This is a genomic window from Arthrobacter pasteuri (assembly GCF_054510955.1).
Genome location: NZ_JBTNDO010000002.1, coordinates 258,660 through 280,758, shown reverse-complemented (window position 1 = coordinate 280,758; position 22,099 = coordinate 258,660). Strand labels below are relative to the sequence as shown.

General features: G+C 60.5%; 16 protein-coding genes. 12 read left to right on the top strand and 4 right to left on the bottom strand.

The window, feature by feature from the left end:
- Nucleotides 1-196: 196 nt before the first annotated feature.
- Together ACX80H_RS12360 and ACX80H_RS12355 are read left to right on the top strand one after the other, a co-directional pair.
- Nucleotides 197-1,009 carry a glycosyltransferase gene (locus ACX80H_RS12360; RefSeq protein ID WP_459313652.1) on the top strand — a complete coding sequence of 271 codons (813 nt, stop codon included), beginning with the start codon at nt 197-199 and terminating at the stop codon, nt 1,007-1,009.
- Nucleotides 1,003-2,028, top strand: coding sequence for a glycosyltransferase (locus ACX80H_RS12355; RefSeq protein WP_459313651.1), 1,026 nt, complete (start codon nt 1,003-1,005; stop codon nt 2,026-2,028). Before ACX80H_RS12360 ends, ACX80H_RS12355 begins: the two co-directional genes overlap by 7 nt.
- Nucleotides 2,029-2,032: 4 nt before the next feature.
- Here the strand turns inward: ACX80H_RS12355 and ACX80H_RS12350 are convergent, their stop codons facing one another.
- On the bottom strand, nt 2,033-2,932 hold the full coding sequence (locus tag ACX80H_RS12350) for a 2-hydroxyacid dehydrogenase (protein ID WP_459313650.1): 900 nt from the start codon (nt 2,930-2,932) through the stop codon (nt 2,033-2,035).
- A 184-nt stretch (nt 2,933-3,116) separates the two neighbouring features.
- On the opposite strand from ACX80H_RS12350, the gene ACX80H_RS12345 reads away from it, so the two are divergent.
- Both ACX80H_RS12345 and ACX80H_RS12340 read left to right on the top strand, forming a co-directional pair.
- Nucleotides 3,117-4,499 (top strand): D-arabinono-1,4-lactone oxidase, encoded by a 1,383-nt coding sequence (locus ACX80H_RS12345; protein WP_459313649.1) that lies wholly within the window; start codon nt 3,117-3,119, stop codon nt 4,497-4,499.
- Between the two features lie 45 nt (nt 4,500-4,544).
- Nucleotides 4,545-5,375, top strand: a complete 831-nt coding sequence (locus ACX80H_RS12340) for a glycosyltransferase family 8 protein (protein ID WP_459313648.1) — start codon at nt 4,545-4,547, stop codon at nt 5,373-5,375.
- A gap of 343 nt (nt 5,376-5,718) precedes the next feature.
- Here ACX80H_RS12340 and ACX80H_RS12335 read toward each other — a convergent pair whose 3' ends face one another.
- Nucleotides 5,719-5,988: a 2-keto-3-deoxygluconate permease gene (locus tag ACX80H_RS12335; RefSeq protein ID WP_459313647.1), complete on the bottom strand. Its 270-nt coding sequence runs from the start codon at nt 5,986-5,988 to the stop codon at nt 5,719-5,721.
- A gap of 417 nt (nt 5,989-6,405) precedes the next feature.
- Here ACX80H_RS12335 and ACX80H_RS12330 point away from each other — a divergent pair, with 417 nt between their 5' ends.
- From ACX80H_RS12330 to ACX80H_RS12315, 4 genes are read left to right on the top strand one after another with little or no spacing between them, the layout of a single operon-like run.
- On the top strand, nt 6,406-7,788 hold the full coding sequence (locus tag ACX80H_RS12330) for a DNA cytosine methyltransferase (RefSeq protein WP_459313646.1): 1,383 nt from the start codon (nt 6,406-6,408) through the stop codon (nt 7,786-7,788).
- Complete coding sequence (locus ACX80H_RS12325; RefSeq protein WP_459313645.1) at nt 7,785-9,362, top strand: ATP-binding protein; 1,578 nt, start codon at nt 7,785-7,787, stop codon at nt 9,360-9,362. The genes ACX80H_RS12330 and ACX80H_RS12325 overlap by 4 nt, the downstream gene beginning before the upstream one ends.
- Nucleotides 9,359-11,599: a Z1 domain-containing protein gene (locus ACX80H_RS12320; protein WP_459313644.1), complete on the top strand. Its 2,241-nt coding sequence runs from the start codon at nt 9,359-9,361 to the stop codon at nt 11,597-11,599. The genes ACX80H_RS12325 and ACX80H_RS12320 overlap by 4 nt, the downstream gene beginning before the upstream one ends.
- Nucleotides 11,562-12,593, top strand: coding sequence for a PD-(D/E)XK motif protein (locus tag ACX80H_RS12315; RefSeq protein WP_459313643.1), 1,032 nt, complete (start codon nt 11,562-11,564; stop codon nt 12,591-12,593). Before ACX80H_RS12320 ends, ACX80H_RS12315 begins: the two co-directional genes overlap by 38 nt.
- A gap of 514 nt (nt 12,594-13,107) precedes the next feature.
- Here ACX80H_RS12315 and ACX80H_RS12310 read toward each other — a convergent pair.
- The gene (locus ACX80H_RS12310) at nt 13,108-13,392 is read right to left on the bottom strand and encodes a hypothetical protein (protein WP_459313642.1); all 285 of its coding nucleotides are present in this window, start codon (nt 13,390-13,392) and stop codon (nt 13,108-13,110) included.
- Nucleotides 13,393-14,229: 837 nt separating this feature from the next.
- Nucleotides 14,230-16,023 (bottom strand): DUF262 domain-containing protein, encoded by a 1,794-nt coding sequence (locus tag ACX80H_RS12305; protein ID WP_459313641.1) that lies wholly within the window; start codon nt 16,021-16,023, stop codon nt 14,230-14,232.
- Nucleotides 16,024-16,339: 316 nt separating this feature from the next.
- Between ACX80H_RS12305 and ACX80H_RS12300 the strand changes: the two genes are divergently transcribed.
- The 4 genes from ACX80H_RS12300 (at nt 16,340) to ACX80H_RS12285 (ending at nt 22,064) form a co-directional block, all read left to right on the top strand.
- Entirely contained in the window at nt 16,340-17,077 is a 738-nt protein-coding gene (locus tag ACX80H_RS12300) for a DUF8548 family protein (protein ID WP_459313640.1), read from the top strand.
- A 64-nt stretch (nt 17,078-17,141) separates the two neighbouring features.
- A complete protein-coding gene (locus ACX80H_RS12295; protein WP_459313639.1) occupies nt 17,142-17,297 on the top strand; it encodes a hypothetical protein in 156 nt (51 codons plus the stop codon).
- A 457-nt stretch (nt 17,298-17,754) separates the two neighbouring features.
- Nucleotides 17,755-19,584 carry a hybrid sensor histidine kinase/response regulator transcription factor gene (locus tag ACX80H_RS12290; RefSeq protein WP_459313638.1) on the top strand — a complete coding sequence of 610 codons (1,830 nt, stop codon included), beginning with the start codon at nt 17,755-17,757 and terminating at the stop codon, nt 19,582-19,584.
- Nucleotides 19,585-19,811: 227 nt separating this feature from the next.
- Nucleotides 19,812-22,064, top strand: coding sequence for a hypothetical protein (locus tag ACX80H_RS12285; protein WP_459313637.1), 2,253 nt, complete (start codon nt 19,812-19,814; stop codon nt 22,062-22,064).
- Nucleotides 22,065-22,099 lie beyond the last annotated feature (35 nt).

The following is a 22,099-nucleotide window of genomic DNA, read 5'->3' as shown; positions in this document are numbered from 1 at the left end:
CTAGTACGGACACGATGTATCTACTGTAGGCCGCGTGGGACACATCACACAAGAAAGAGCCATCCTTTCGCCCGGCCTGGCAGAACTACTCAGTAGTCTTCACTGCCGTGGCACACGTCCACCTGACCCGACGGGAACCGATGTTGATCATTACGCTGAACGGCCACCGCGGGGGCCGCGCCGCCCGCGCCGAGCAGTGACACCCGCGACGACCGCCGCCTCGGCACTCGTGGTCATCCCCGCGTTCGGTTCGCCGGAACTGACCGATGCGGTGGTGCATGATTTGGTCCGCGACGGGAGCAACCTCCACCCGGCCCTGCGCATCGTCGTGGTCGACAACGCCGGTGACTACGTGCTCCCCGAGGGGAACATCGAGGTCCACCGCCCGGGGCGCAACCTGCGATGGATCGGCGCCGCCAACTGGGCTCTGCAGACGGCGTCGCGCGACGGACATGCGGTCTGCGTGGTGCTGAACAACGACATCCGGCTGTCGCCCGGGTTCCTCGACGGATTGCTCGCGCCCTTCTCCACAGCGGACGACATCGCGCTCGCGGCGGCCTGCTACGACGATTTCTGGCTCCACCAGCGGGCCTCGGCGATCCCGGGTACCGCCGCGGAGTACGTCCCGCGCGACGTGCTGCGCGACGTCGACTTCTGTGACGGCACCGCCATAGCGTTCGCCGTGCCCTCCGTCGTCGAACTGGGGGGTCTGGACGAGGTCACCTTCCCCCGGCACGGCTACGGCGCGGACATCGACCTGGCCATCCGCGTGCGGGCGGCCGGCCTGCGGTGCGTGGTCACGGAGGGCGCCTACGTCTCGCACCTGCGGCGGCAGACGATGAACCGGACCGGTCAGAGCTCCGAGGGCAACCGGGCGGAGATCCTCCACGGACTGGACGCCAAGTGGGGCGACGCGTGGCGGGCGGACGTCGGGCTCGGCCCGGACTCGTTCCCCGCCCACAACACCGGGAGCGGCGCGTCCTGGTACCTGACGGCTCCGGCATGGTGAGCATTCCCGGGCGGTCTCCGGGGCGGATCCTCTACGCCGGTTTCGCCACGCGCCACCACAGTGGCGGCGTGCACGTGATGACCCAGCACGTCCGGCTGCTGCGGAAGCGCGGCCACGAGGCCTGGTTGTGGCTGCCCGACGCGGACGACCGCACCGACTGGATTCCCGACGACGTGCCAATGCTGTTCGGCGCCACCACTGCGATCGGCGCCGACGACATCCTGGTGCTGCCGGAGACACCGACCGTCCAGGGCCGCGATCCGGCACCCGGAGCGCGCAAGGTCATCTTCAACCAGAACCACTTCTACACCTTCGCGGCCGGCGCGCCGGGCGAGGATTTCCCCGGGTGGTCACCGGCGCCCGCCATCTGGGTGGTGTCCGGGGAGAGCCGCGACGTGCTGTCCGCCGCGCTGCCCGGTCTGCCGGTGAGCGTGGTGCCCAACCCGGTCGACGGCGAGCTGTTCGCCCCCGGCGCCGCCGGGCAGCTTCGGGTGAGCTGGTTCCCCAAGAAGCGGCCGCGGGAGGCCTCGCTGCTGAAGCGGCTGCTGGCCGACGAGCCACGGCTCTCGGGGGTGGAGCTGGTGGAACTGGTCCAGGCCCCGCGGGCGGAGGTGGCCGCTACCCTGGCGGGCTCGGCGGTCTTCGTCGCCCTCGGGCACACCGAGAGCTACGGTCTGCCGGTCGCCGAGGCGCTGGCCTCGGGCTGCCTCGTGGTCGGGTACGACGGCGGCGGCGGGCACGAGCTGTTCGAGGCACCCGGCGCGTGGCGGGTCCCGGACCAGCGACCGCTGCTGATCCGCGACCGGGTGGCAGACCTGATCCAGGACCTCGACGCCCTGGCGCCGGTGCGCGCAGAGAACCGCCGCTGGGTGCTCGACCGCTACCCGTTCGCCCGGACCGGAGCGGCGCTGGAGGAGGCGGTCGCGGCCGCATGGGCCAGGCCCGGCGCAGACGCCGTGGCCGTGCATCCGGCCGCCTGGCTCGACACTCTCGGCCCGAACTTCACAGCGTATGCGTGAGGATTCAGTCGGCTCCCTTCACGACGTTGACGAGGTCCTCGCCGGCCACGTAACGGCGCACCTGCGCGTTGACCAGCGCGAAGGCTCGTGGGCCGGACTGCGCGATCGAGCCGGCGGCATGCGGGGTGATGATCAGGTTCGGCGCGTTCCACAGCGGGTGGTCGGCAGGCAGGGGCTCCGGCTCCATCACGTCCAGGGCGGCGCGCAGCCGCCCGGACGTAAGTTCCGCGAGCAGTGCCGGGGTGTCCACGACCTTGCCGCGCGCCACGTTGACCAGCAGGGCGCCGTCGGGCATCCGGGACAGGAACTCCGCGTCGACGAGACCTGTCGTGGCCTCCGTGAGCGGAACGGTCAGCACCACCACGTCGGCCTCGGGCAGCAGGTCCGGCAGCTCCGACGTCGCGTGGATGCCGTCCCGTGCCGTGTGCGCCACGAGCACGGGAACGGCGTCGAAGCTCCGCAGGCGGCGGGCGGTCTGCTCTCCGAGGTCACCGGCGCCGATGATCAGCACGCGCTTGTCGCGCAGGTCGTCGGCCTCCATCGGGTCCCACCGGGCCTGTCGCTGCGCTTCACCGAAGTGGGGAAGCCGACGCAGCGTGGCAAGGACGACGGCCAGGACCAGTTCGGCGACAGCCGGGCCGTGCACGCCACGCGCGCTGCACAGGGTCACACCGTCCGGGACGTGCTCGAGGATGTCCTCCACGCCGGCACTCGTCAGCTGGGTGACCTCGAGCTTCGGCATGGCGGCGAACTTCTCGGCGAGGTTGGTGGAGTCCTCGACCTGCGGCACCCAGAAGACGGTCTCCGCCAAGTGCTCGGGCTTCTCGCCCTCGCCGTTCCAGACGATCACCTCGACCTCGTCGGGGAGGGCTCCGAGGAGATCGCGGGCATTCGGATCGGGCACACATACGACAGTCATTTTGTCAGTGTAAACATTCCCTTGACGAGGCAGGGCTATGGTGTCAGCAGGACTTCTACAGAACTGAGAAATTCATCCATGGTGGCCGGAAGCACCCGTGCCCGATGGATCAGCCGCGCCCGTCAGTGCGGCTTCGAAGGCAGAACCGAACTTCTACAGGAGACTCGTCATGGCCATCACACAGCTCACCTACCCCCACCAGGAGCCGGAGCTCACCGGCGAGGACATCCGGCTCCGCAACTGGGCCAGGAACTCCCGGCTGGGCCTGCCCGGCTCGGTCGTCGCGCCGGCCACCGAGGCGGAGCTGTGCGACTTCCTGTCCACCAGTGACGGCCGGGTCCGGATGATCGGGAGCCGGATGTCGCCCGGCAGGATGATCGAGGTCGCGGACGGAGCCGGTACGCTCCTGGACCTGAGCAGGCTCAGCGGCCTGATCTCCAGCACCGAGGACACCGCGACCTTCGCCGGCTCGACCTCCCTGGCCGAGGTGTACGCGTTCCTCACCGCGCGAGGGCAGATGCTGGACGCCTCACCCGGGGTGATCGCCGAGCAGACGCTGGCCGGCGCCCTGTCCACCGGAACCCACGGCCAGGGCCTGCAGCAGAGCTCGATCGCCGGCGCCGCGCTGGCCATCCGCATGGTGCTGGCCGACGGCACGGTCGCGGAGTTCGACCATGACCACCCGGACTTCCCCGCCGTCCAGCTCGGCCTCGGCTCACTGGGCGTGATCACCGCCGTGACGCTGCGTGCACGGGAGTCGATGATCTACACCTGCGTGAAGAAGGCCGTCGACGCCGGCACCCTCGAGACGGACCTCGAGACCTGGAACCGGGAGAACATCCTGGTCAAGGCGTGGTGGTTCCCCCAGGAGAACCAGGTCCAGGTGTGGACCGCCAACGAGGCGTCCGACCACGAGGTGTCCCGCTACCGCGCCGGCGGCAGTCAGCTCGTGGAGTACGCGACGACCGATACGTCCATGAACAGCACGATCGAGGCAACGCTGCAGCACCTCCGCGACGACAGCAAGGGCGTCGCCGACAACGGCAAGTCGCTCCGAACGGTGTCGCGCTTCCGGGACTTCACCGACGTCACGGGTGACATCTACCAGGTGTTCTGCAAGGGGATCGCGACCCCCCAGATCAACGTGGAGATCGGGATCCCGCTCGCGCAGGCCGGAGCGGTGATCAGGAAGATCAAGGACTGGCATGCGGAGACCCGCCCCCGCATGCACTACCCGGTGATCCTGCGCTGCACCGGCGCGTCCGAGGGATGGCTGAGCCCATCCAACGGCCAGGACACCTGCTACTTCGGCTTTGTGGTCTACTACGCGGCGGATGGTTCGCTGTCCGAGGAGGGGAGCAGCTTCCTTCGAGCAGTGGAACGGGCCCTGGCCGAGGAGGGTGGCCGTCCCCACTGGGGCAAGTACTTCGACGAGTCCCTCTACGACTGGCCGGCGCTCTACCCCCAGTGGGAAGCGTTCCGCCGGGTGCGCGAGGCGCTGGACCCGGAGCACCGGTTTGCGAATGCATTCACCGTTGCGCTACTCGACTGACTCGACCCCGCCACTAGGACAGGAGCACCACCGATGAATGCCTGGGTGACCTTGCTGACTCAACCCGACTACCTGATCGGGGTCCGGACCCTGCGGGCGTCGCTCGCGGCCTCCGGCAGCACCGCCCCCCTCGTGGTCATGGTGACCGAGGGGATCGACGAGCAGGCCCGGCGCCTCCTGCAGGACGACGGGTGCCTCCTGCGCGACGTGGCACCGTTGCGTCCGGCTGGGGGGTCGGCGGACAGCTATGCCAACGCCCGGTTCGCGGAGGTGTGGACCAAGCTGGCCGTCTGGGGCCTCACGGAGTTCGAGCGCATCGTCTTCCTGGACGCCGACATGCTGGTGACCCGGAACATGGACGAGCTGTTCTCGCTGGAACTGGCCGACGGCGCCATCGCCGCCTGCCACGCCTGCCGGTGCAACCCCAACCGGATCGCGAGCTACCCGCCGAGCTGGACACCCGAGACCTGCTTCTACACGCACTGCCGGGGCGGGGACCACGTCACCGAACCGGATGCGACGGACAACTACCTGAACGGCGGCTTCCTCGTGTTGTCGCCCGACGAGGCGGTCTTCGCCGACATGGTGAGGCGGCTGGCAGGCGTGGACGACCTGTCGCACTACCCGTTCGCCGAACAGGACTTCCTCAACGAGTACTACCGCGCCCGTTGGCGTCCGCTGCCTTACGTGTACAACGCGCTGAAGACCCTGCCGCATCAGCACGCGAGTGTCTGGGATCCGGCGTCAGTGAAGAACATCCACTACATCATCGACAAGCCGTGGGCTAAGCCGCTCGACCCCGCCGACCGGTACGCCGAGGTGAACCGGCTCTGGTGGGAGATGGCCAACACCCTGAGCGCGCCCGTCAACTCCTAACCCCGCCGACGAAGGTGCTCGGTCCCGACCCGCTACCCCCTTGGAGGTCAGCCGGTACCCGCCACCCGCCGCATTCCGCGCCGCCAGGATATCCGTCCGCTTCACTGCTTCGGCCCATTCACCGTCCCTACGGCCGCACCACGCTGAACGCGTCGTTCATCACGCTCAGCCCGGACAGGTCGTCAACCGCTGCGGCCACCGCTTCATACGTGCGACAGCGACGCGAGTTTGTCACCGGCGTCGTTTGTGAGGTTCGCAATCGAGCAGAAGGGCCGTCGTTGATGGCCGAGGCTATGTCGGCGCCGCGGTCGCGGTAGTCACCGTAGCGACCGTTGAGAGCGAGCTAGAGGCCGCCGTCGATCCCGACGAGCAGACCGAGTCCCGAGACGAGGGCGGCGGGGATGATGATCTTGAACAGCAGGACCACGCCGGTGGTCGCAAGCACGGGACCGGAGGCTTTGGCGGTGATCTGCATGCTGGTGGCGAAGATCAGGACGGTGATGAGGGGCAGGGCCGAGTCGGCAAACAGGGCGGCGGTGAAGCTGCCGAGTTCGAGGAAGCCGGGGGCGAATGTCCCGACGATCAAGCCGAGGAGTAGCTGTAGCAGTAGCAAGAAACGGGCTTCGGCAAGCTCGGTATTCGCGTCGAATCCGAAGATGCCCTTGGCGATCTAGCCCTATTGTCGGAGCGAAGTCCTACTCACCTGCTGCTTCGGCCGAAGGACGCGCTATTGGTTGAAGAGCCGGATGACCCGGTATCCGCATTGCGTCAACGCCATCGACTCTGTCGCCAGACAATCAAGGTCCTTCGGCAGGGCAGGTGCGACTAGGCCGAGCATGGGACATGGTGCTCGTTGCATCATCCACGCACGCGCACTCATCCGGACCTAACAAGGACGGGTCGAGCCCACCGAACGACTCCTCAAGGCCACATGTTTGAGGTGACCTGGAGACGCGCCGGACGGCCCTACCTCAACACCAATGTCAGTCCGGACGGGTAGGTTGAACAGAGACGAAAGAGAGGAATTCAAGTGTCTTCTAGCGCAGCAAGTTTTCGCTTCATTGACCTATTTGCAGGTCTAGGCGGCTTCCATGTTGCTCTCCGTGAACTCGGGGGGGAGGCGGTCTTTGCGGCAGAATGGGATCCGACGCTAAATACACTATATAAAGAGAACTTTGATCTCACCGCCTGGACTGACGTCAACATGCTCGCCAATTCTGCAATTATTGAACGTGAGATTGCTGACCACGACGTTCTTACGGCTGGGTTTCCCTGCCAGCCTTTTTCTAAGGCCGGCGAGCAACTAGGATTTGAGCACACGTTGCAAGGGCAACTATTTTTTAAGGTATTCGAAATTTTGAGGGAGAAGCGTCCCAAGAAGTTTATTCTTGAGAACGTGCCGAACATCCTCAGGCATCACGGTGGGAAAACCTCTAAGATGATTCTGGAGAAACTTGAGGAAATTGGTTACACAGTCAAAGTGCATCGATTCTCCCCTCATGAATTCGGCATACCGCAAATACGGGAGCGCGCATATTTTGTCGGCTCGTTAGATGGTCTGGATAACTTCATTTGGCCTCAGGCGCGCAAAGATCTGACCGACATCACTTCTGTAATTGATATGAATGCAGAACCGACCCGAGTTGTGCCTGCGCAGACATTGAAAGCGATCGATATGTGGGACGACTTTCTGCAACGCTCGCCTGATCATGTAAAGCTCCCGTCATTTCCCATTTGGTCCATGGAGTTCGGCGCTACATATCCTTACAGGGATGCGACTCCCCCGGCCCTATGGGATGAAAGAGGCGCCGATGGGCTTCGCCCGTACCTTGGGAGTTTTGGTTTCAGCCTCGAAGATGTAACCGCTGAGAAGCAGTACGACCTTATTCCAAGTCATTCTCGCCGCAGCGGTGACTACGAATTTCCAGGATGGAAGCAGACCTTCCTTCGACAGAACCGTGAGTTCTACATGAAGAACAGAACTTGGATAGAACCGTGGCTTGCTAAATGGAAACCATGGAGACTTCCTTCCAGCTTGCAGAAATTTGAGTGGAACGTGCAAGGGGGCGTCCGAAGAATTGACAAGTACGTTCTTCAGGTACGAGCCTCGGGTATTCGAGTGAAGCGCACTTCGACTTCCCCGAGCCTCATCGCGATGACTCAGACTCAGGTGCCCATTCTCGGAGCGGAGATTGCCGGGAAACGCCGCTATATGACGCCCACGGAGTGCGCATCATTGCAGAGCCTCGGCGAAATCACGCTACCGCCAAATGATCTTGATGCGTATAAGGCGCTCGGCAACGCAGTGAACGCGCGCGTTGTACGTGCGATAGCCGAGCCACTGCTTCAGGATTTCATCACTTCTGGTCACAGTTGGCGAGATGAATTGCTAAGCAGTTCGCAGGCAGCATGACCACATGGGCCAGGTCCAAGACCACGGACGCGGAAATTGATATAAGACCAGAAGTCAACATTCTTGGAGTGCTGCGCCACCTTAACTACAAACCATGGTTTGCACTCGCTGAATTCGTCGATAATTCTATCCAAAGTGCCATGCAAAATCGCCTAGTAGATCAAGTCAATCCCATTCGCGTGGTGATCGAATTGGACTCTGAGGGCGGCGGGAGGATCACCATCCGCGATAACGCGGCCGGCATTGCATTTTCAGATTTCCCCAGAGCATTTAGAGCTGCTCAAGTACCGCCTGACCGCACGGGTCTGTCTGAATTCGGGATGGGCATGAAAAGCGCAGCGACCTGGTTCGCCAAAGAATGGAAAGTCACAACATCCATCGCCGGAGAACCTATCGAGCGCGTCGTACATTTCGACTTGGACGAGATTCAGGAAAATAATCGCAGCACAATAGTCGTGAGGGAAGGGCCGGCTGATTCGGCGTCGCACTTCACGACGGTCGAACTCTACCGATTGAACCATCTTCCGCAAACAAAAACTCTGCTGAAGATTAAAAGTCACCTCGCGAGCATCTACCGTGACTTTTTGCGCGCCGGCATGCTCGAACTTGTCTTTCGAGGAGAACGGTTGTCTTTCCAAGAAGTGGTGCCACTTGTGGCGGCTCGCGCAGGGAGCCGAGGGGGCGAAGCTGTCCGCTGGGTCAAGCCAGTTTCCTTTGAGATTGACAATGCACATAGGGTCTACGGCTTCGCTGGGCTTCGAGCCAAAGGATCAACGGCTGAAGCAGGCTTTGCCCTGCTGCGACGGGGCCGACTCATTGTTGGAAGTGCTGATGATACTTACCGGCCCGTCGAGATTTTTGGACGTTCAACAACTCACACCTACCAGCGCCTATATGGAGAACTTACTTTAGAAGGGTTCGAAGTAAGTCATACGAAGGATGGGTTTCGGTGGGACGAGTATGAGGACGTCTTTCTAAAATACCTGGAGGTGGAGTTAACCAAGGGGGATCTCGATTTGCTCGCTCAGGCGTCCGACTACCGTCTCCAGCCGATTGCTGATAATCGGAAACCAATTGAGGATGCAATTTCGAACGTTGCAGGCTCGGTGGAAGACTACTTTGATGCAGTCGCGACTCGAATTCTCGCCGACCGTGATCCAGAAGAAGCTCTCCCAGCGGTAGCGGCGACAGTTGGAGTTCGAGCACCTATATCAAGACGCGTTCGCGTGGAACTCGAAGACGAAGTGTGGGTGGTCGATGTCGAAGCGACTTTGGAGGACGGTGTGGCAGATTGGATTGCTGTTGGTGCCAGTATTCCAGCGCCGACTTCCCGAGGAAGCGGAAATGAGATGCTAGTCACGGTGACCGTTAGCCTGGCGCACCCGTTTAGCCGCAAGTTTCTTGGGGCTAGTAACGAAAATGCGGAGACGATCATTACCTTCGCAAGCACCATCGGGCTTGCGCTCGCTCTCGGCACGAGAAACGGCGCGAAGTCGCAAAGCATCATTCGTCGCATCAATGAATTGGCGCGAGAAACCTTCTCTATTGTGTCGAAATCTAAGGAGAAACTTTGAGCGTTACCATCGTTCCGTCGACTATGGGTGATTCATCAATCCGTTGGATACCTGAAATCGGGGACCGTACACGTCAGTTCGTCGAGTCCCGCTCGAGTGGCAGCAAGCCTATTGATATGGACACGGTCCTGGCGGAGGCGAAGTCGATTCTCGGCCATTGTGCGCCTCCCACCGCGACGAATGGTGATGCCGTCGTGCTCGTTGTCGGATACGTTCAGTCTGGAAAGACCCTGTCATTCACTACGCTTGCCTCCCTCGCTCGTGATAACGGTTACGGTGTGGTCTTGCTTCTTGCGGGCACAACTAACAACTTGAAGCAGCAGAGTCAACACAGGCTGGAGAAGGACCTTGGGCTCGACGAACTTCAGCGTGGTTGGACGGAAATTTTCGAGAACCCAGATTTGGAAGGTCCAGCGCTTCCGAAAATGAGATCTGCGTTGAAAAGTTGGAAGCGGCGGCGTGATGGACTGACGCAGGAGGAAAAGCCGGCGCTTGTCGTGTCAGTGCTCAAACACGCCGGCCGCATCAACAATGCCGCGAAGGCTCTGGGGAAGTTGGATCTCGAGGGCGTTCCCGTACTTATCATCGACGATGAGAGCGATCAAGCGACGCCGAATACGAAAGCTCATCGAAATCGTCAGACTGGCGGAAAGGATGAGAGTGCGACCTACGCTGCAGTTCTTTCACTTCGAGGGGCACTCCCGCATCACTCCTTCGTCCAGTACACGGCCACTCCGCAAGCAAATCTACTACTTGCCACTGCGGACCGACTGAATCCAGATTATGCAAAAGTTTTGTCAAGCGGATCTGACTACACAGGCGGCAAGGCGTTCTTTCAGGAGCGGGTTGATGAGTTAGTTAAGACCGTGCCTGACTCCGAGATCTTCAATCCTAACAGTCCACTCGTTGAGCCACCTGAGGGATTGCAAAACGCACTTCGTCTTTTCCTGCTGGGTATTGCAGATGCTAATCTCAAGGGTGTTGAAGAAAACCGCTCGATGATGGTGCAGGCGCATCAGAACACTGGTCCCCACCAGGTGTATCGACAGTGGATCCGTGCGCTTCTCGAAGACTGGCAGGCGGGAATTGAAGCCGGTGGCGAGTATGCTGAGGAAGTGCTCGAAGGTTTCCGACCTGCTTACTTTGAACTGGCTCGAACCGTTGTAGATCTCGAAGCTTTTGATCGCCTGATCGCGAACATTCCTGAGCGGACAGAAGAGTTACGTGTGGTGGAGGTTAACTCGACCTCGCAAGCCGAAAAGAGCATCAAATGGAAATCTGCGTACAACTGGTTGCTGATTGGCGGCATGAAGCTTGATCGAGGATTCACGGTGGAAGGTTTGACCGTTACTTACATGCCTCGTCCCTTATCTGATAATGCAGATGTTTTACAGCAGCGCGCGCGGTTCTTCGGGTATCGTAGTTCTTATATCAATTATTGCCGCGTCTACCTGCTGGGCGCGGCGAAGCAAGCGTTCGTCGATTATGTTGGCGATGAGGAGTTTTTGCGTTCGAGCCTTCTTGCACATGAAGGCGAGCCCCTTGCGAAGTGGAAGAGGGACTTCATTCTTCATTCTCAGTTCACGAGACCGACTCGCACGGGTGTCATCGGCCGCCGAGTGGTTCGCAGGCGTGCTCGGCGAACTTGGGCTTGGCCAAAGTCTATGCACGTCGGGTCTGACGTCCGATTGGCAAATCATGCATTGTTCGCTGAAGCGCAGAGTCGTTTGCGGGAGACTTCCGTTGACGCTGCAGCCTTGTTTGGGGCAGTAGACCGTCGAGCTAGCGGGCATAATCTGGCAAGCACGGGGGTTTCATTGGAAGTGGCTCTGGATTTTCTAATGCGTGTGCGTGTTGCCACTATTGAGGACTCACTGCTGTTATCAGCTTTGACCATGCAACTAGCGCGTGTCGTGCGGTACCCTCAGGACGGAGATCCCACAACTGCGGCGTTTGTATTTATGCGTAATCTAGACTTACCAGAAGGCGCTGGTAGGAAGCTCAGTGTAGTCAGAGAAAACATCCACACGGGAATGAACCCGACTGGGGCGACCGGTAGGGATGTAATTTACTCTGGTGATGACGCGTTTCGCTCTCAATCGGAGTTGACTATCCAATTGCGCACGATGCGTTTGAGTGACCCTGCGCCAAGTGGTGAAGACTACTCGTCCGTGCCATGGCTTGCGGTCAGGGTGCCTAATGGCATCTCTCGCGATCTCTTCGTGGATCTTGACTGAGTCTGCCTTGACTGACATTGCCGCCACCTCCGAATTCATTCTCGATGCGTTTGAGGTTTTAGGATATCGTGCCCTTCCCGCCGGCTCACTCGACGCCAAGCGAGTGCCTGGACGGCGTGGAACCTATATTGCCGTGTCTGAAAGTCGTGAGCTTTTCTTGCTCTTGGAGGTGGGGTCGTCAACCTCAGTCGAAGAGCGACGCTTCAAATCAATTCGCGTTCTGAGTGGAGACGGTTTCTCCATTGTTGATACGGAAACCGGTGAAGCAGTCGAACGACGGTTTGCGATGGTCGCTCTTCGCCCAAACAATGCAGATCTGGCGTCTTCCTTCGCGACCGTCACTGCAACCTTGCTCGCAACTCTTGCGGACACCCCATCCGCCGCCGACGTCGTTCAATTTCTCGATGGTCTCGTCGCGCTGGTCGCACCGCGGCAGTTAGCTTCTGCATCTGTGGTTACAGGTTTATGGGGTGAGCTCTGGATGATTGCGTCCGCAGTTGAGCCTGCTGTGCTCGCCGCGGCTTGGCATGGCAGTTCTGCCGATCGTTTTGATTTCTCTTTGCCCCACTCTCGTATCGAGGTGAAAACCACGGCCGGCCGCGGCCGCATCCATGAATTTAACCTGGATCAACTCGATTACAGCGGCGAGAAGCCGACTTGGATCGCTTCCATAACAGTAACGAGTGACTCCAGTGGAGATACTGTGATGGATCTGCTGGAGAAGCTAATAGATAAGCTTCCTCGTACCCTCGCTGCTCGGGTTCATCGAATCGCTTTGGAAACTGTAGCAGGTGACATTGAATCAGTTCAGGATTTCGCGTTCGCTCCTATCGGAGTGGAGCCACTCCTGCTATTTGACTCCCGCTCCATTCCTCGTGTCTCGGTTCCTCACGGGGCCGGCATTAGTGGCGTACGCTTCCGTGCTGATTTGGATCGACTGGTTCCCGCTGGGGCCAGCGATCCCATTCCGAGTTCGCTCAAGTTCGTCCGTTGAGTGGTTGTTAGTCTTGAAGTGAACAGGCATCGTGGGCAAGACTCTGCGAGAATAGACTATCAATGTCCGCGTAAGCAGTTGTGTGTCGCGTGTGGCAAGAAGCGTGAGTAGCATCGAGTCATGATTGTCAAAGTCTTATCGACCGACTTAGTAACGCTTGCGACAGGTGCTGCTAGCCCGAGTTGAGAAATCCCTGGGGCGCTTACTGATGGTGTCTCTGGTTGCGGGGTCAGTTGCATTCACTATCAGTGGAATTGTGCCTGCTATTCTTGAGGTCTGCGCCGGGTTGCAGGAGACAGGTCCTGTACATGCTGCAGTTTCCCACGCGAAACGAGTCGCAGATCTGCCCGAGAAAGACCTCGCTCTCCGAGCTTGCCCGCATCACCGAGGTCACCGGAGACCCTAACAGGCCTTTCCTAAACTAGTCCCGCTCTTCAAGTGACTGCGTGAACACGCCGGCACACTCCTCGACTGCGAAAGGAGTTCTATTTTGATCATGCACCAAGCGGAGGAGTTATACCGCAAGGGAGTGGACCAGGGCGTCGGCTGCCACCAGCCCTCCCCGCTGACTGAAGGTCTGACTGGCCAGATTATTGCCTGGCGAGGGACCGACGTTGTTAACCGCTACGCCTTCCATACCATCTAGCGCGTAGATCCAACCGATATCAGTGGGAAGGCCCGTCATCGGCGTACCCATCGGCACCTTCGCCATCTTCAGCAACGGTCGTGGCTTTTCCCTCACCGCGATATACATCTCCCTTGTGAAACTTTTCGCCAACCATGCGGCCATCGTCATCATGAAATTCAGCCTTAATTGGGCGGCCGTCGAAGGAGCGGGAAGCTGCCGTTGCCGGTGAGCGCGAGCAGGCAGTATCGGATCTCCAAGAAGCGATCGCCCGGCATTAGGATCGCTACTGTTGCATCTCGACCCCGCCGAAAAGGCTACGTGGAGTGGCTTTGCCTCCACTCAGCACATCGACTTCGGCCGCTTCCTTGCCCACGAAACGCTTTTCGAGAGCCGCCTCACCGGCGGTGGGTCACGTCACAGCAACTAAGCCAATGACTTGACGCTCCTCGTCCCCGGCAGCCGTGACGAACTGGCGCCCGTCGCGGCGCACCAACTCTCGAAGCTGCCCCGGGAAGCCGTGCCAATGTTGTCGCTCATACCAGCGCTTCCCCGTGCCGAGTAGGAGTTCTCCTACGATGAAGCAAGCTTGACCGTCGTAGTCGAAGACAACGGGCGCAGCTGTGAGCGCCGCACATCGAGGGCAACATAGGGAAGCGCCCAAAGCAGTCAAGTCCGGCTGCACAGCATGGCGGTCCGTTCTCCCGGCCGCCGGGGCGAACTGTCTGTCGACTCGAGTCCGGGCTGGGCCGCCAGCATCCGTGCGAGGGTATCGTGCTCCGGGGAGGGCGTTGCCACTCAGGAGAGCTGGAAGACCATCGTCACCGGCACACAGTTCCTCATCCTGCCGAGCTCATCCGCCACCTCGAACTGAGGGATGGGTCGATCTTCCGTAAGATCGCACGGGCGGCAACTCAGGTGGACGAAGGGTCGGCTACCTGAGCGTCAGAGCGTTGGAAGTACTCGATGGGCTCGACCGGCTGGCGAACAAGCAGATCTCCGCCGTCACGCTTAGGGCCCAGTAAGTAGCTCCCCGAAATATGGCCAACGCTCAAGAGCCCAGGCCTTAATTTCCTTGGACCGGTGTTCTATCGCGTCCGCGTCCCAGCTTTCTCGGTGCATGTACACCTGCTTCGTCGTGGAGAAGACAGTCTCGGACTGGAGTAGGTTGCGCGCTTCGGCCCAAGATTTACAGCCCTTGGTCGAGTTAGCGCCGGGGGAGAGCGGAACCAAGTTGCCCCAGGTATTGATCAGCCTCTTGTGGTCTTCGGCGGACACAACCTTCTTCCAGTCGTCGGTGTGGTTCTGGGGCATGAGGTGATCTACAGTCACTGGCGGAAAGGTTTCCAGAATATCTCCACTAGTGAAGGCTCGCTCGTACTCAAGAATGACATAATTCTTGATCTTCCTATGATAGAGATCTCCGGCGGTGATTGCCGAGGCGACCGCTGAGTCGTCAGGAAAACTGACGGTCGATGAGACAATATTTGATCTGACCGCGGCCGGATCGGAACCGGCTTTTTCCCAAAGCTTCTTGAATATAGCGTGCAGACCGGTCGGTTCAATGCCCTGGAGCCCGCGGCGAACCAAGAATGACTCCAGAATGTGCAAGCATTTGATCGCGTTAGCTGTGTTGGACTCGCCGCTGCTGGTGCTGGTGAGCAACTGCATTACGTAGGGATATGTTGAACCAGGTCGGTTCAGAGCGACGAGGCGGCGCACGTACTCCGTAAGTTCGGGCTCAACTTGATCGAGACGGCCTGAGTGGATGGCGTTGAACGAGGCCTGGTGTGAACGCAGGTCGCTCATGATTTCAAGGAGTTCACCGCGAGCATCCAGGCCTCTATCTTCAAGCAATGCGGCCCATCGCTTGGACAGGGCAGCGAAAGTTGAGGCCTTGGTTACCGTCGAATCGACAGTCAAAGCGAAGGGAAAGAAGTACCCGGTCTTGGCGGCATTGTCCGAGAAGGCTTCCTCGAATGGCTTCCATTCGTTTTGGTAGAGCTTCAGCGCCTGTTTGCCGTCCTTGTCCAACCTCTTGAGAACGTCATTTCGAACGAGATCAATTATGCCCAGTTTCACCCCCTCGTTGTTTAGGCGGTCGAACACTTCATTAGGATCATGGCTGGACCCAAGGCGAATCTCTACGAACTCCAAGCACTCCAGCAGAACATCGCGAAGCTCCTCGATGTTTCTTACGGCCTCATCGTTGTCCAGTTCTACATCGTCTTGGGGCCTTGAGGTCCGCTTGACGATGTGTTTGAGGATAATCTGATACGCCTTGGTCATGTCTCCGTCGGGATCTCCAGCCTCCCTGGCCATGTCGATTTCTAGGTCAAACTCGTAGCCAAAGGCGGAGCGCATGATGTCGTGAAACTGCCGTGTGTCGGTGAGGGTAGGGCAGAGCTTGGGCTGGTTCTTGCTGTTCTTTTTTCGGCTTACTAAGTACTGGTCAAACACGTCCTGAGCGATCTCCTTCCCACCGTCGCCGAAATGTTGGGCGTGCGCTGCAAGTGCTACAAGGGTGAGAACCATGGTGGTGAGGCGCTGCTGGCCGTCGATGATCCAGTACCGTCCGGCCTGCGTGGCAGTGGCGGGCAGGTCTTCATTGAAAACGAGGGCACCGAGAAAGCGCCGGGGGTAGGTTTCATCGCGGATGGTATCGATGTCTTCCCACAACCGGTCGATCTGTGCTTTGCCCCATACATACCGGCGTTGGAACAGCGGGCAGTACAGCTGTACGTCATCGCCGAGCCGCACGTTTAGCGTGACCGGGTCAGCCTCCAACTTCTGTTCAGTCGCCATCGGTCAGTCTTCCTTCTCTCGCCCCAATTGTGCTCGTCCGGCATGCGGGTATCCTCACCGCTGCAGCCGCTACAGTCATCGTAGAGGAGCTTCCACATAAACTGCATTGGCAGTGCGACGGAAACTGCGGCCCTCACTTAAGACCCGTATCTCGGTTCATCGCAAGCTGCAATCTTGATGGCGCTGGCGAGCCGCCACTCGCAACGGCGATGCGCTGCGACGCGGGTGAGTTCTTACTGTAGAGGTCGTCGAGTTGCTAGGGATACGGACTGGTCGGTTAGGCTTCGCTGACATTGCAAAAAGATCTGGGGGAAAAATGTACCTGCAGCAACTCGACGTCGAGTTGGCAAAGTTGACCGATGCGGTAGCCGCTCTTTCACCGCAACCTCGTCACGCGCGGTGGGCCCACCTTTCGCTCTGCGTTCTTGACGCAACCTATTCGATAGGGCTTCGGTACAAGGCGGTCGTCGTTCCGTTGGTGCGCAGGTACGCGACAGAGGAGAACCTGACCCCGGTACTGATCAAGGGCGAACCATTGCAAGAACAGATCAGCCCGCGGGAGGGCGAGCAATCTCTGACACAATTTGCCGCCTCGATCGAGAACTTATCGGATGAGGAATTCGCGGAAGCGCTCGGTAGCCGCAACAGGACCTCATCGCGGGGCGGGATCCTGAAGAGTGCCGCCAGCCGCAGCATCGCCGATATCCTGGTCACCAACCGGGTTGAGATCCTCGGCGATGTCGCAGAACTACTCGCAGACGCCGGACGGACTGCCCGCGTCGAGGAGCAGCTGCGGCAGGTTCCAGGTGCTGGAACTCAGGGGGTACGAACAAGTTACCTCTGGATGCTTGCCGGCGACGATCAGCAGGTGAAGCCAGACCGCCATGTCCTCAAGTGGATAGGTAATGTCCTCGGTCGACGCGTCCCGGTGCAGGAGGCAAGGATCCTGCTTAGAGATGTTGCACGGGAGCTGGATCTCACCGCATGGTCGATCGACCACGCGATCTGGCTGAAGATGTCTCGGCGCGGGAGGGGACTGAGAAGTGGTAGTTGAGCCAGGTGCCGGGGAGCCGTTTGGCGCGACCGACCTGCTGAGCCGGGGGTTTGACGGATTCCGAGTGTTCGAGAATCTGCCGATCGAACGCATCCCTCGTGCTGCCGGTGTCTACGTCGTACTTCGAGGGCTCGGCGTTGATCATCAGGCACTCGAGAGAAGTGGGGGAGGCTGGTTCAAGGGAAAGGACCCCACTGTCGACGTCGGCATCGTCGCTTAGCGCCTGATATGTCCCAGCGATGCCCTCTATATCGGTAAAGCGGATAGTGGCGTCAGCGCCGGCCGGGGATTGCAGAAGCGCGTTACGGAGCTTGCGCGCTTCGGCGAAGGGCGCCCGGTCGGGCATTGGGGCGGGCGATACCTCTGGCAGCTGTCGGATTCTGAGAGACTGAGGGTCGCTTGGGTGGAGGTACGCGATGCTTCAGCCCGAGAGGTGGAGGACGAACTCCTGACCGAGTTCTTCAACTTCTATGGTCAACTTCCTTTCGCAAACCTGCGTCGTTGAGGACAAAGCGGTTCTGCCTGCTGGGACTGCGTGCTGACTGACCGGTCGACCGATTCCCTTCGGTCGATGCTTTAGTACTGATCGTCTGGGTCCGATTGACTCGTGACGTGGCCCGCTATCCTGAAGGCCCGTGCGCAGCGTCGCGCCCGGTTGCAGGAGACAGGTGCCGTACATGCAGCAGCTTCCCACGCCCAGCAACACCCAAAATCAGCAGAACCCTCCGCCCTCCCAGCTCGACCGCATCACCGAACTTGCCGGCGACCTCGCCGGGCAGTTCGAACTGGTGCCACTCCTCGAACGCGTCCTCGGGCACGCCGCCGCCCTCCTCGATTGTGAGAGCGGCTCCATCTCGATCGTCCACGAGACCGAGGGCTACTACCGCAAGGAAGTCGATCAGGGCGTCGGCTGCCGCGAGGGCCAGACCTTCCCCCTGACTGAAGGCCTCACGGGGCAGATCGTCAAGACCCGCGGCACTGTCATCCTCGACCGCTACGCGTCTGTGCCGATGGGCCACATCGACCCGGCGGACCCTCGGTGGGGAAGTGCCGTCATCGGCGTCCCCATCACCTGGGCCGGCAGCATCATTGGCACGTTCGCCATCTTCAGTGACGGTCCAGGCCGCGTCTTCAGCCTCGGCGATGCGTCCCTCGTGGAACTCTTCGCGAACCACGCCGCCATCGCCATCATGAACTCGCGGCTCCACCAGGCCGCCGCTGCAAAGGAACGTGAGGCTGCCATCGCAGGTGAACGCGAGCGTGCCGTGCGGGAGGTCCACGAAACGATCGGCCGGTCCCTGGGCTCGCTCCTGCTGCACCTCGACCGCGCGGACAAGGCGACGCCGGGCGGCTCACCCTCCACCCAGCACATCGACTCCGCCCGGGTACTCGCCCACGAGGCGCTCTTCGAGACCCGCCGTACTGTTCTGGGACTCGGTCCCTCCAGCCTGGCCGACCGCTCACTGGAGGAAGCGGTCCGCCAGGAACTCGACCGGGTGAGCGCGAATGGTCCGATGGACATGACGCTCCTCGTGACCGGCGATCCTCACGAACTGGCGCCTGTCGTCGCCCATCAACTCTTCATGATCATCCAGGAAGCCGTGGCCAACGCGGTGGCGCATGCCTGCGCGACCGCGTGCCGGGTGGGCATCTTCTACGACACCACCGGCATCACGGCCGTCGTCGAGGACAACGGCCGCGGGTTCGAGGGCCAGGAGAACACGGACCTGAAGGGGAGCCGGCTCGGTCTGCACGGCATGGCAGCCCGGGCCCACTACCTGCGCGGCGAGCTCCACATGGAGTCCACGCTGGGCTGGGGGACGAGCATCCGAGCGCAGGTGCCCTACTCCTCGAACGGTGACGCCTCCCGCGAGCGGTGGAAGGTCCTCGTCGCCTGCACCCAACCACTTCTCCGGGCCGGGCTCGTTCGGCTGCTCGAGACATCCGAGCCGTCGGTGCAGGTACTCGGCGAGTTCGGGACGCTCGAGGACCTCGTCGAGTCGGTGTCCCTGCTGCAGCCGGACATGATCGTCCTGGACGAGCACCTGCTGTCCCGGTACGCGGAAGCCCGGGTAATGGAAACGGACACCGTCGAGCGGCCGGTGGTTGCCGTCGTCGACCATTTCGCGGACGAACTGCTGGCGGCCGCCGCGTCGTCGGGCGTGCGGGGCTTCCTTTCACTTTCTTCCACGCCGGCGGAGGTGGCGCGCGTCGTCGTCGCCGCCGCCCGCGGCGACGCTCTGCTGGACGGGGCAATGTTCACGCGGCTCACGGAGAATCGCGCGGCGGACACAAGCGAGGCGATATCACTGACGGCCCGCGAACTCGAGGTGCGTGACCTCCTGGCCGAGGGGCTGGCGGACAAGCAGATCGCGACGCGGCTCGCTATCTCGGTGAAGACGGTCGAGAAGCACGTGAGCGCCATGCTGCGGAAGACCGGGGCACGTAACCGCACGATGCTGGTGGGGCTGCGGCACCGGCATCAGGTGGCCGCGAAGTCCAAGTAGGCCTCCCATAAGTCGCAAGACGAAAGGCGCGTTGCACTCCACGAGTCCCTATCGATCTGGGGTGAATGTAGGGTAGACGCCCTTCAACAACCGGTTCCGCCCCCCGCCAAACTTTCGTTGTTCCAGGTTGTACCAGAATGCTTGACACAAGTTCCTCTCTCCGGCCATACTCAGCATCAGGAACAACTAGGAACAACAGAAATCACGCAGAGCATCAGGGGGAAGTCATGAAGTTTTACACTGCAACACTTAGCCGGAGCCAGGGCAGGGGAGGGTACTCCGTCATCTTTAGGCATCCGGTGAGGCTTGATCAGGGAACTGGAAAGCCGGGCCGTCGTGTTCGCAGGGGCCTCGGGACAGGGGACCTTGATGAGGCTACTGCCCTAGTGGCGCAGCTGAATGATCTTCTTCAGACTCCTGAGCTATGGGAACCGTCTGCTCGCAGTCGTGCTGCAGGCCAAGCAGATGAACGAGTACTGGATATTTTCTATGACGGGGTTGAAGCAACGCAGACAGACTTCGCCGCTCTGCGGGAATCGATGATCCCCTTGCCGTCGAAAGAGGAGGGGTACCGGAAGGTCCTGCTTCTTGGAACCACTGGAGCAGGAAAGACCACGGTAGTTCGTCAGCTTCTGGGAACGGATCCAGAGACTGAGCGATTTCCTTCCACGTCGACGGCGAAGACCACCGTTGCCGATACCGAAATCATCACGACCATGGGTGGTGAGTACACGGCAGCTGTAACGTTCACGCCTCGCGACGAGGTAATCGATTACCTCACAGAGAACGTGTCGGACGCCGCCCTCGCCGCGTTCAATGGCAAAAACGATCACGAAATCACCCGGCGGCTCCTAGACCACGTCAATCAGCGCTTCCGTTTCAGCTACATCCTCGGACGCACCTCAGTGCTGGAGACCGACAATGACGACGTCGACGACGATGACGACCTGGACTTGCTGGACATCGACCCCGAGGACTACGGGCATGTTGATCTGGATACCACCAACCAAGTAGTCCTTAATGCTGTGAGGTCAGTGCGGACGGTGGTGGACCGTCATGCCCAAACAATCCGCGACGAGCTCCAAGCCGGCAAGGAAGATGAGCGGGTCATCGCCGAGTACCTGGAAGAAAACCTCGACTCAGAGCTCCGGCAGACGGATGAGTTCCACAGCATTGTGGACTCCCTCATCGACGAGATCGAGAAGCGCTTTGTCACCCTTAACGTCGGACACCTCAAGAAAAGTCGGCAAGGTTGGCCAGTGAACTGGTCTTGGATGACTGAGGATCGTGAGGCCTTCATCAAAATCGTCACACGGTTCTCAAGCAACTACGCCCCGCTGTTCGGTCGACTACTTACCCCTCTTGTTAACGGAATCAGGGTCAGTGGGCCCTTCCATCCTGATTGGGCTGAGCAACCCCCGAAGCTGGTGCTCATCGATGGCGAGGGCCTGGGACACACGCCAAAATCTGCAGCAACCCTTTCGACTCACATCGTTCTTCAACTCGAGGAGGCCGACGCGATCCTTCTCGTCGATAACGCGGCCCAGCCAATGCAAGCTGCGCCGGTCGCCGCTCTGAAGAGCCTTGCCCTATCCGGCAACGCCACGAAACTGCACTACCTCTTCACACATTTCGATCAAGTGAAGGGCGACAACTTGCCGACCTTCTCGGCTCAAGAGGAACACGTCCTCGCCTCGGTCGAGAACGTGCTCGGGTCAATCGGTGACGACCTCGGCCCAGCAGCCGAACGTGTCTTGCGCGCACGCCTCGACCGAGCCCGCTTCTTTGTCGGCGGAATACATGAGCCACTCAACCGAAAAAAGAAGGTCGGAGCGCGATCGATCGCGCAATTCAACGGACTCATCGACCTCTTGAGCAACCCTGCGGCGGCTACGGAGGCAGGCCCAAGCCGCCCGGTCTTCGACCGGATGAACCTGTCCCTGGCCGTCACCGAGGCTGCGAAAAACTTCCACCGCCGCTGGAGGGGATTGCTGGGTTTGGACGTAAATCCCGACGCTCCGAAGGAGCACTGGACCCGAGTCAAAGCTCTCAGCCGGCGGCTTGCCGACGGACAAACTGACGAATACGACGATCTAAAGCCGGTAGCTGACCTACGTAACGCCCTGCAACGGCAGGTCTACCTTATGCTGCAGCAACCCGTCCGATGGCAGGGAGGAGAGCCCAGTGACGACGAACGTCAGGCAATCATTGATGAGGTCCAGAACGCGGTGACTAAGAAGCTGATGGATCTCACTCGACAGCGGCTGAAGGAAGACGTCCGCGCCGGTTGGATGGACGCATACGCTCTACGCGGTCATGGATCGACATTCGAGCGAGCTCGACTCATCGCACACGAGGTGTACGACAAAGGCGCCCCAATCCCTACAGTGAGTGCATCGCCTGATCGGAACGCCTTCATGAACGATGTTGCCTCCCTCATCTCCGAGGTAGCCGATGAATTCGACGTCGTCCTATTGTAAGTAACTTCAATGCGGGACCATCCTTAGGCAGTAGT

Bases quoted from the DNA above. Each gene is read 5' to 3' on its own strand.
- ACX80H_RS12355 (WP_459313651.1), top strand. From the start codon at position 1,003: ATGGTGAGCATTCCCGGGCGGTCTCCGGGGCGGATCCTCTACGCCGGT.
- ACX80H_RS12345 (WP_459313649.1), top strand. From the start codon at position 3,117: ATGGCCATCACACAGCTCACCTACCCCCACCAGGAGCCGGAGCTCACC.
- ACX80H_RS12325 (WP_459313645.1), top strand. From the start codon at position 7,785: ATGACCACATGGGCCAGGTCCAAGACCACGGACGCGGAAATTGATATA.
- ACX80H_RS12315 (WP_459313643.1), top strand. From the start codon at position 11,562: ATGGCATCTCTCGCGATCTCTTCGTGGATCTTGACTGAGTCTGCCTTG.
- ACX80H_RS12310 (WP_459313642.1), bottom strand. From the start codon at position 13,392: ATGATGACGATGGCCGCATGGTTGGCGAAAAGTTTCACAAGGGAGATG.
- ACX80H_RS12305 (WP_459313641.1), bottom strand. From the start codon at position 16,023: ATGGCGACTGAACAGAAGTTGGAGGCTGACCCGGTCACGCTAAACGTG.
- ACX80H_RS12300 (WP_459313640.1), top strand. From the start codon at position 16,340: ATGTACCTGCAGCAACTCGACGTCGAGTTGGCAAAGTTGACCGATGCG.
- ACX80H_RS12290 (WP_459313638.1), top strand. From the start codon at position 17,755: ATGCAGCAGCTTCCCACGCCCAGCAACACCCAAAATCAGCAGAACCCT.
- ACX80H_RS12285 (WP_459313637.1), top strand. From the start codon at position 19,812: ATGAAGTTTTACACTGCAACACTTAGCCGGAGCCAGGGCAGGGGAGGG.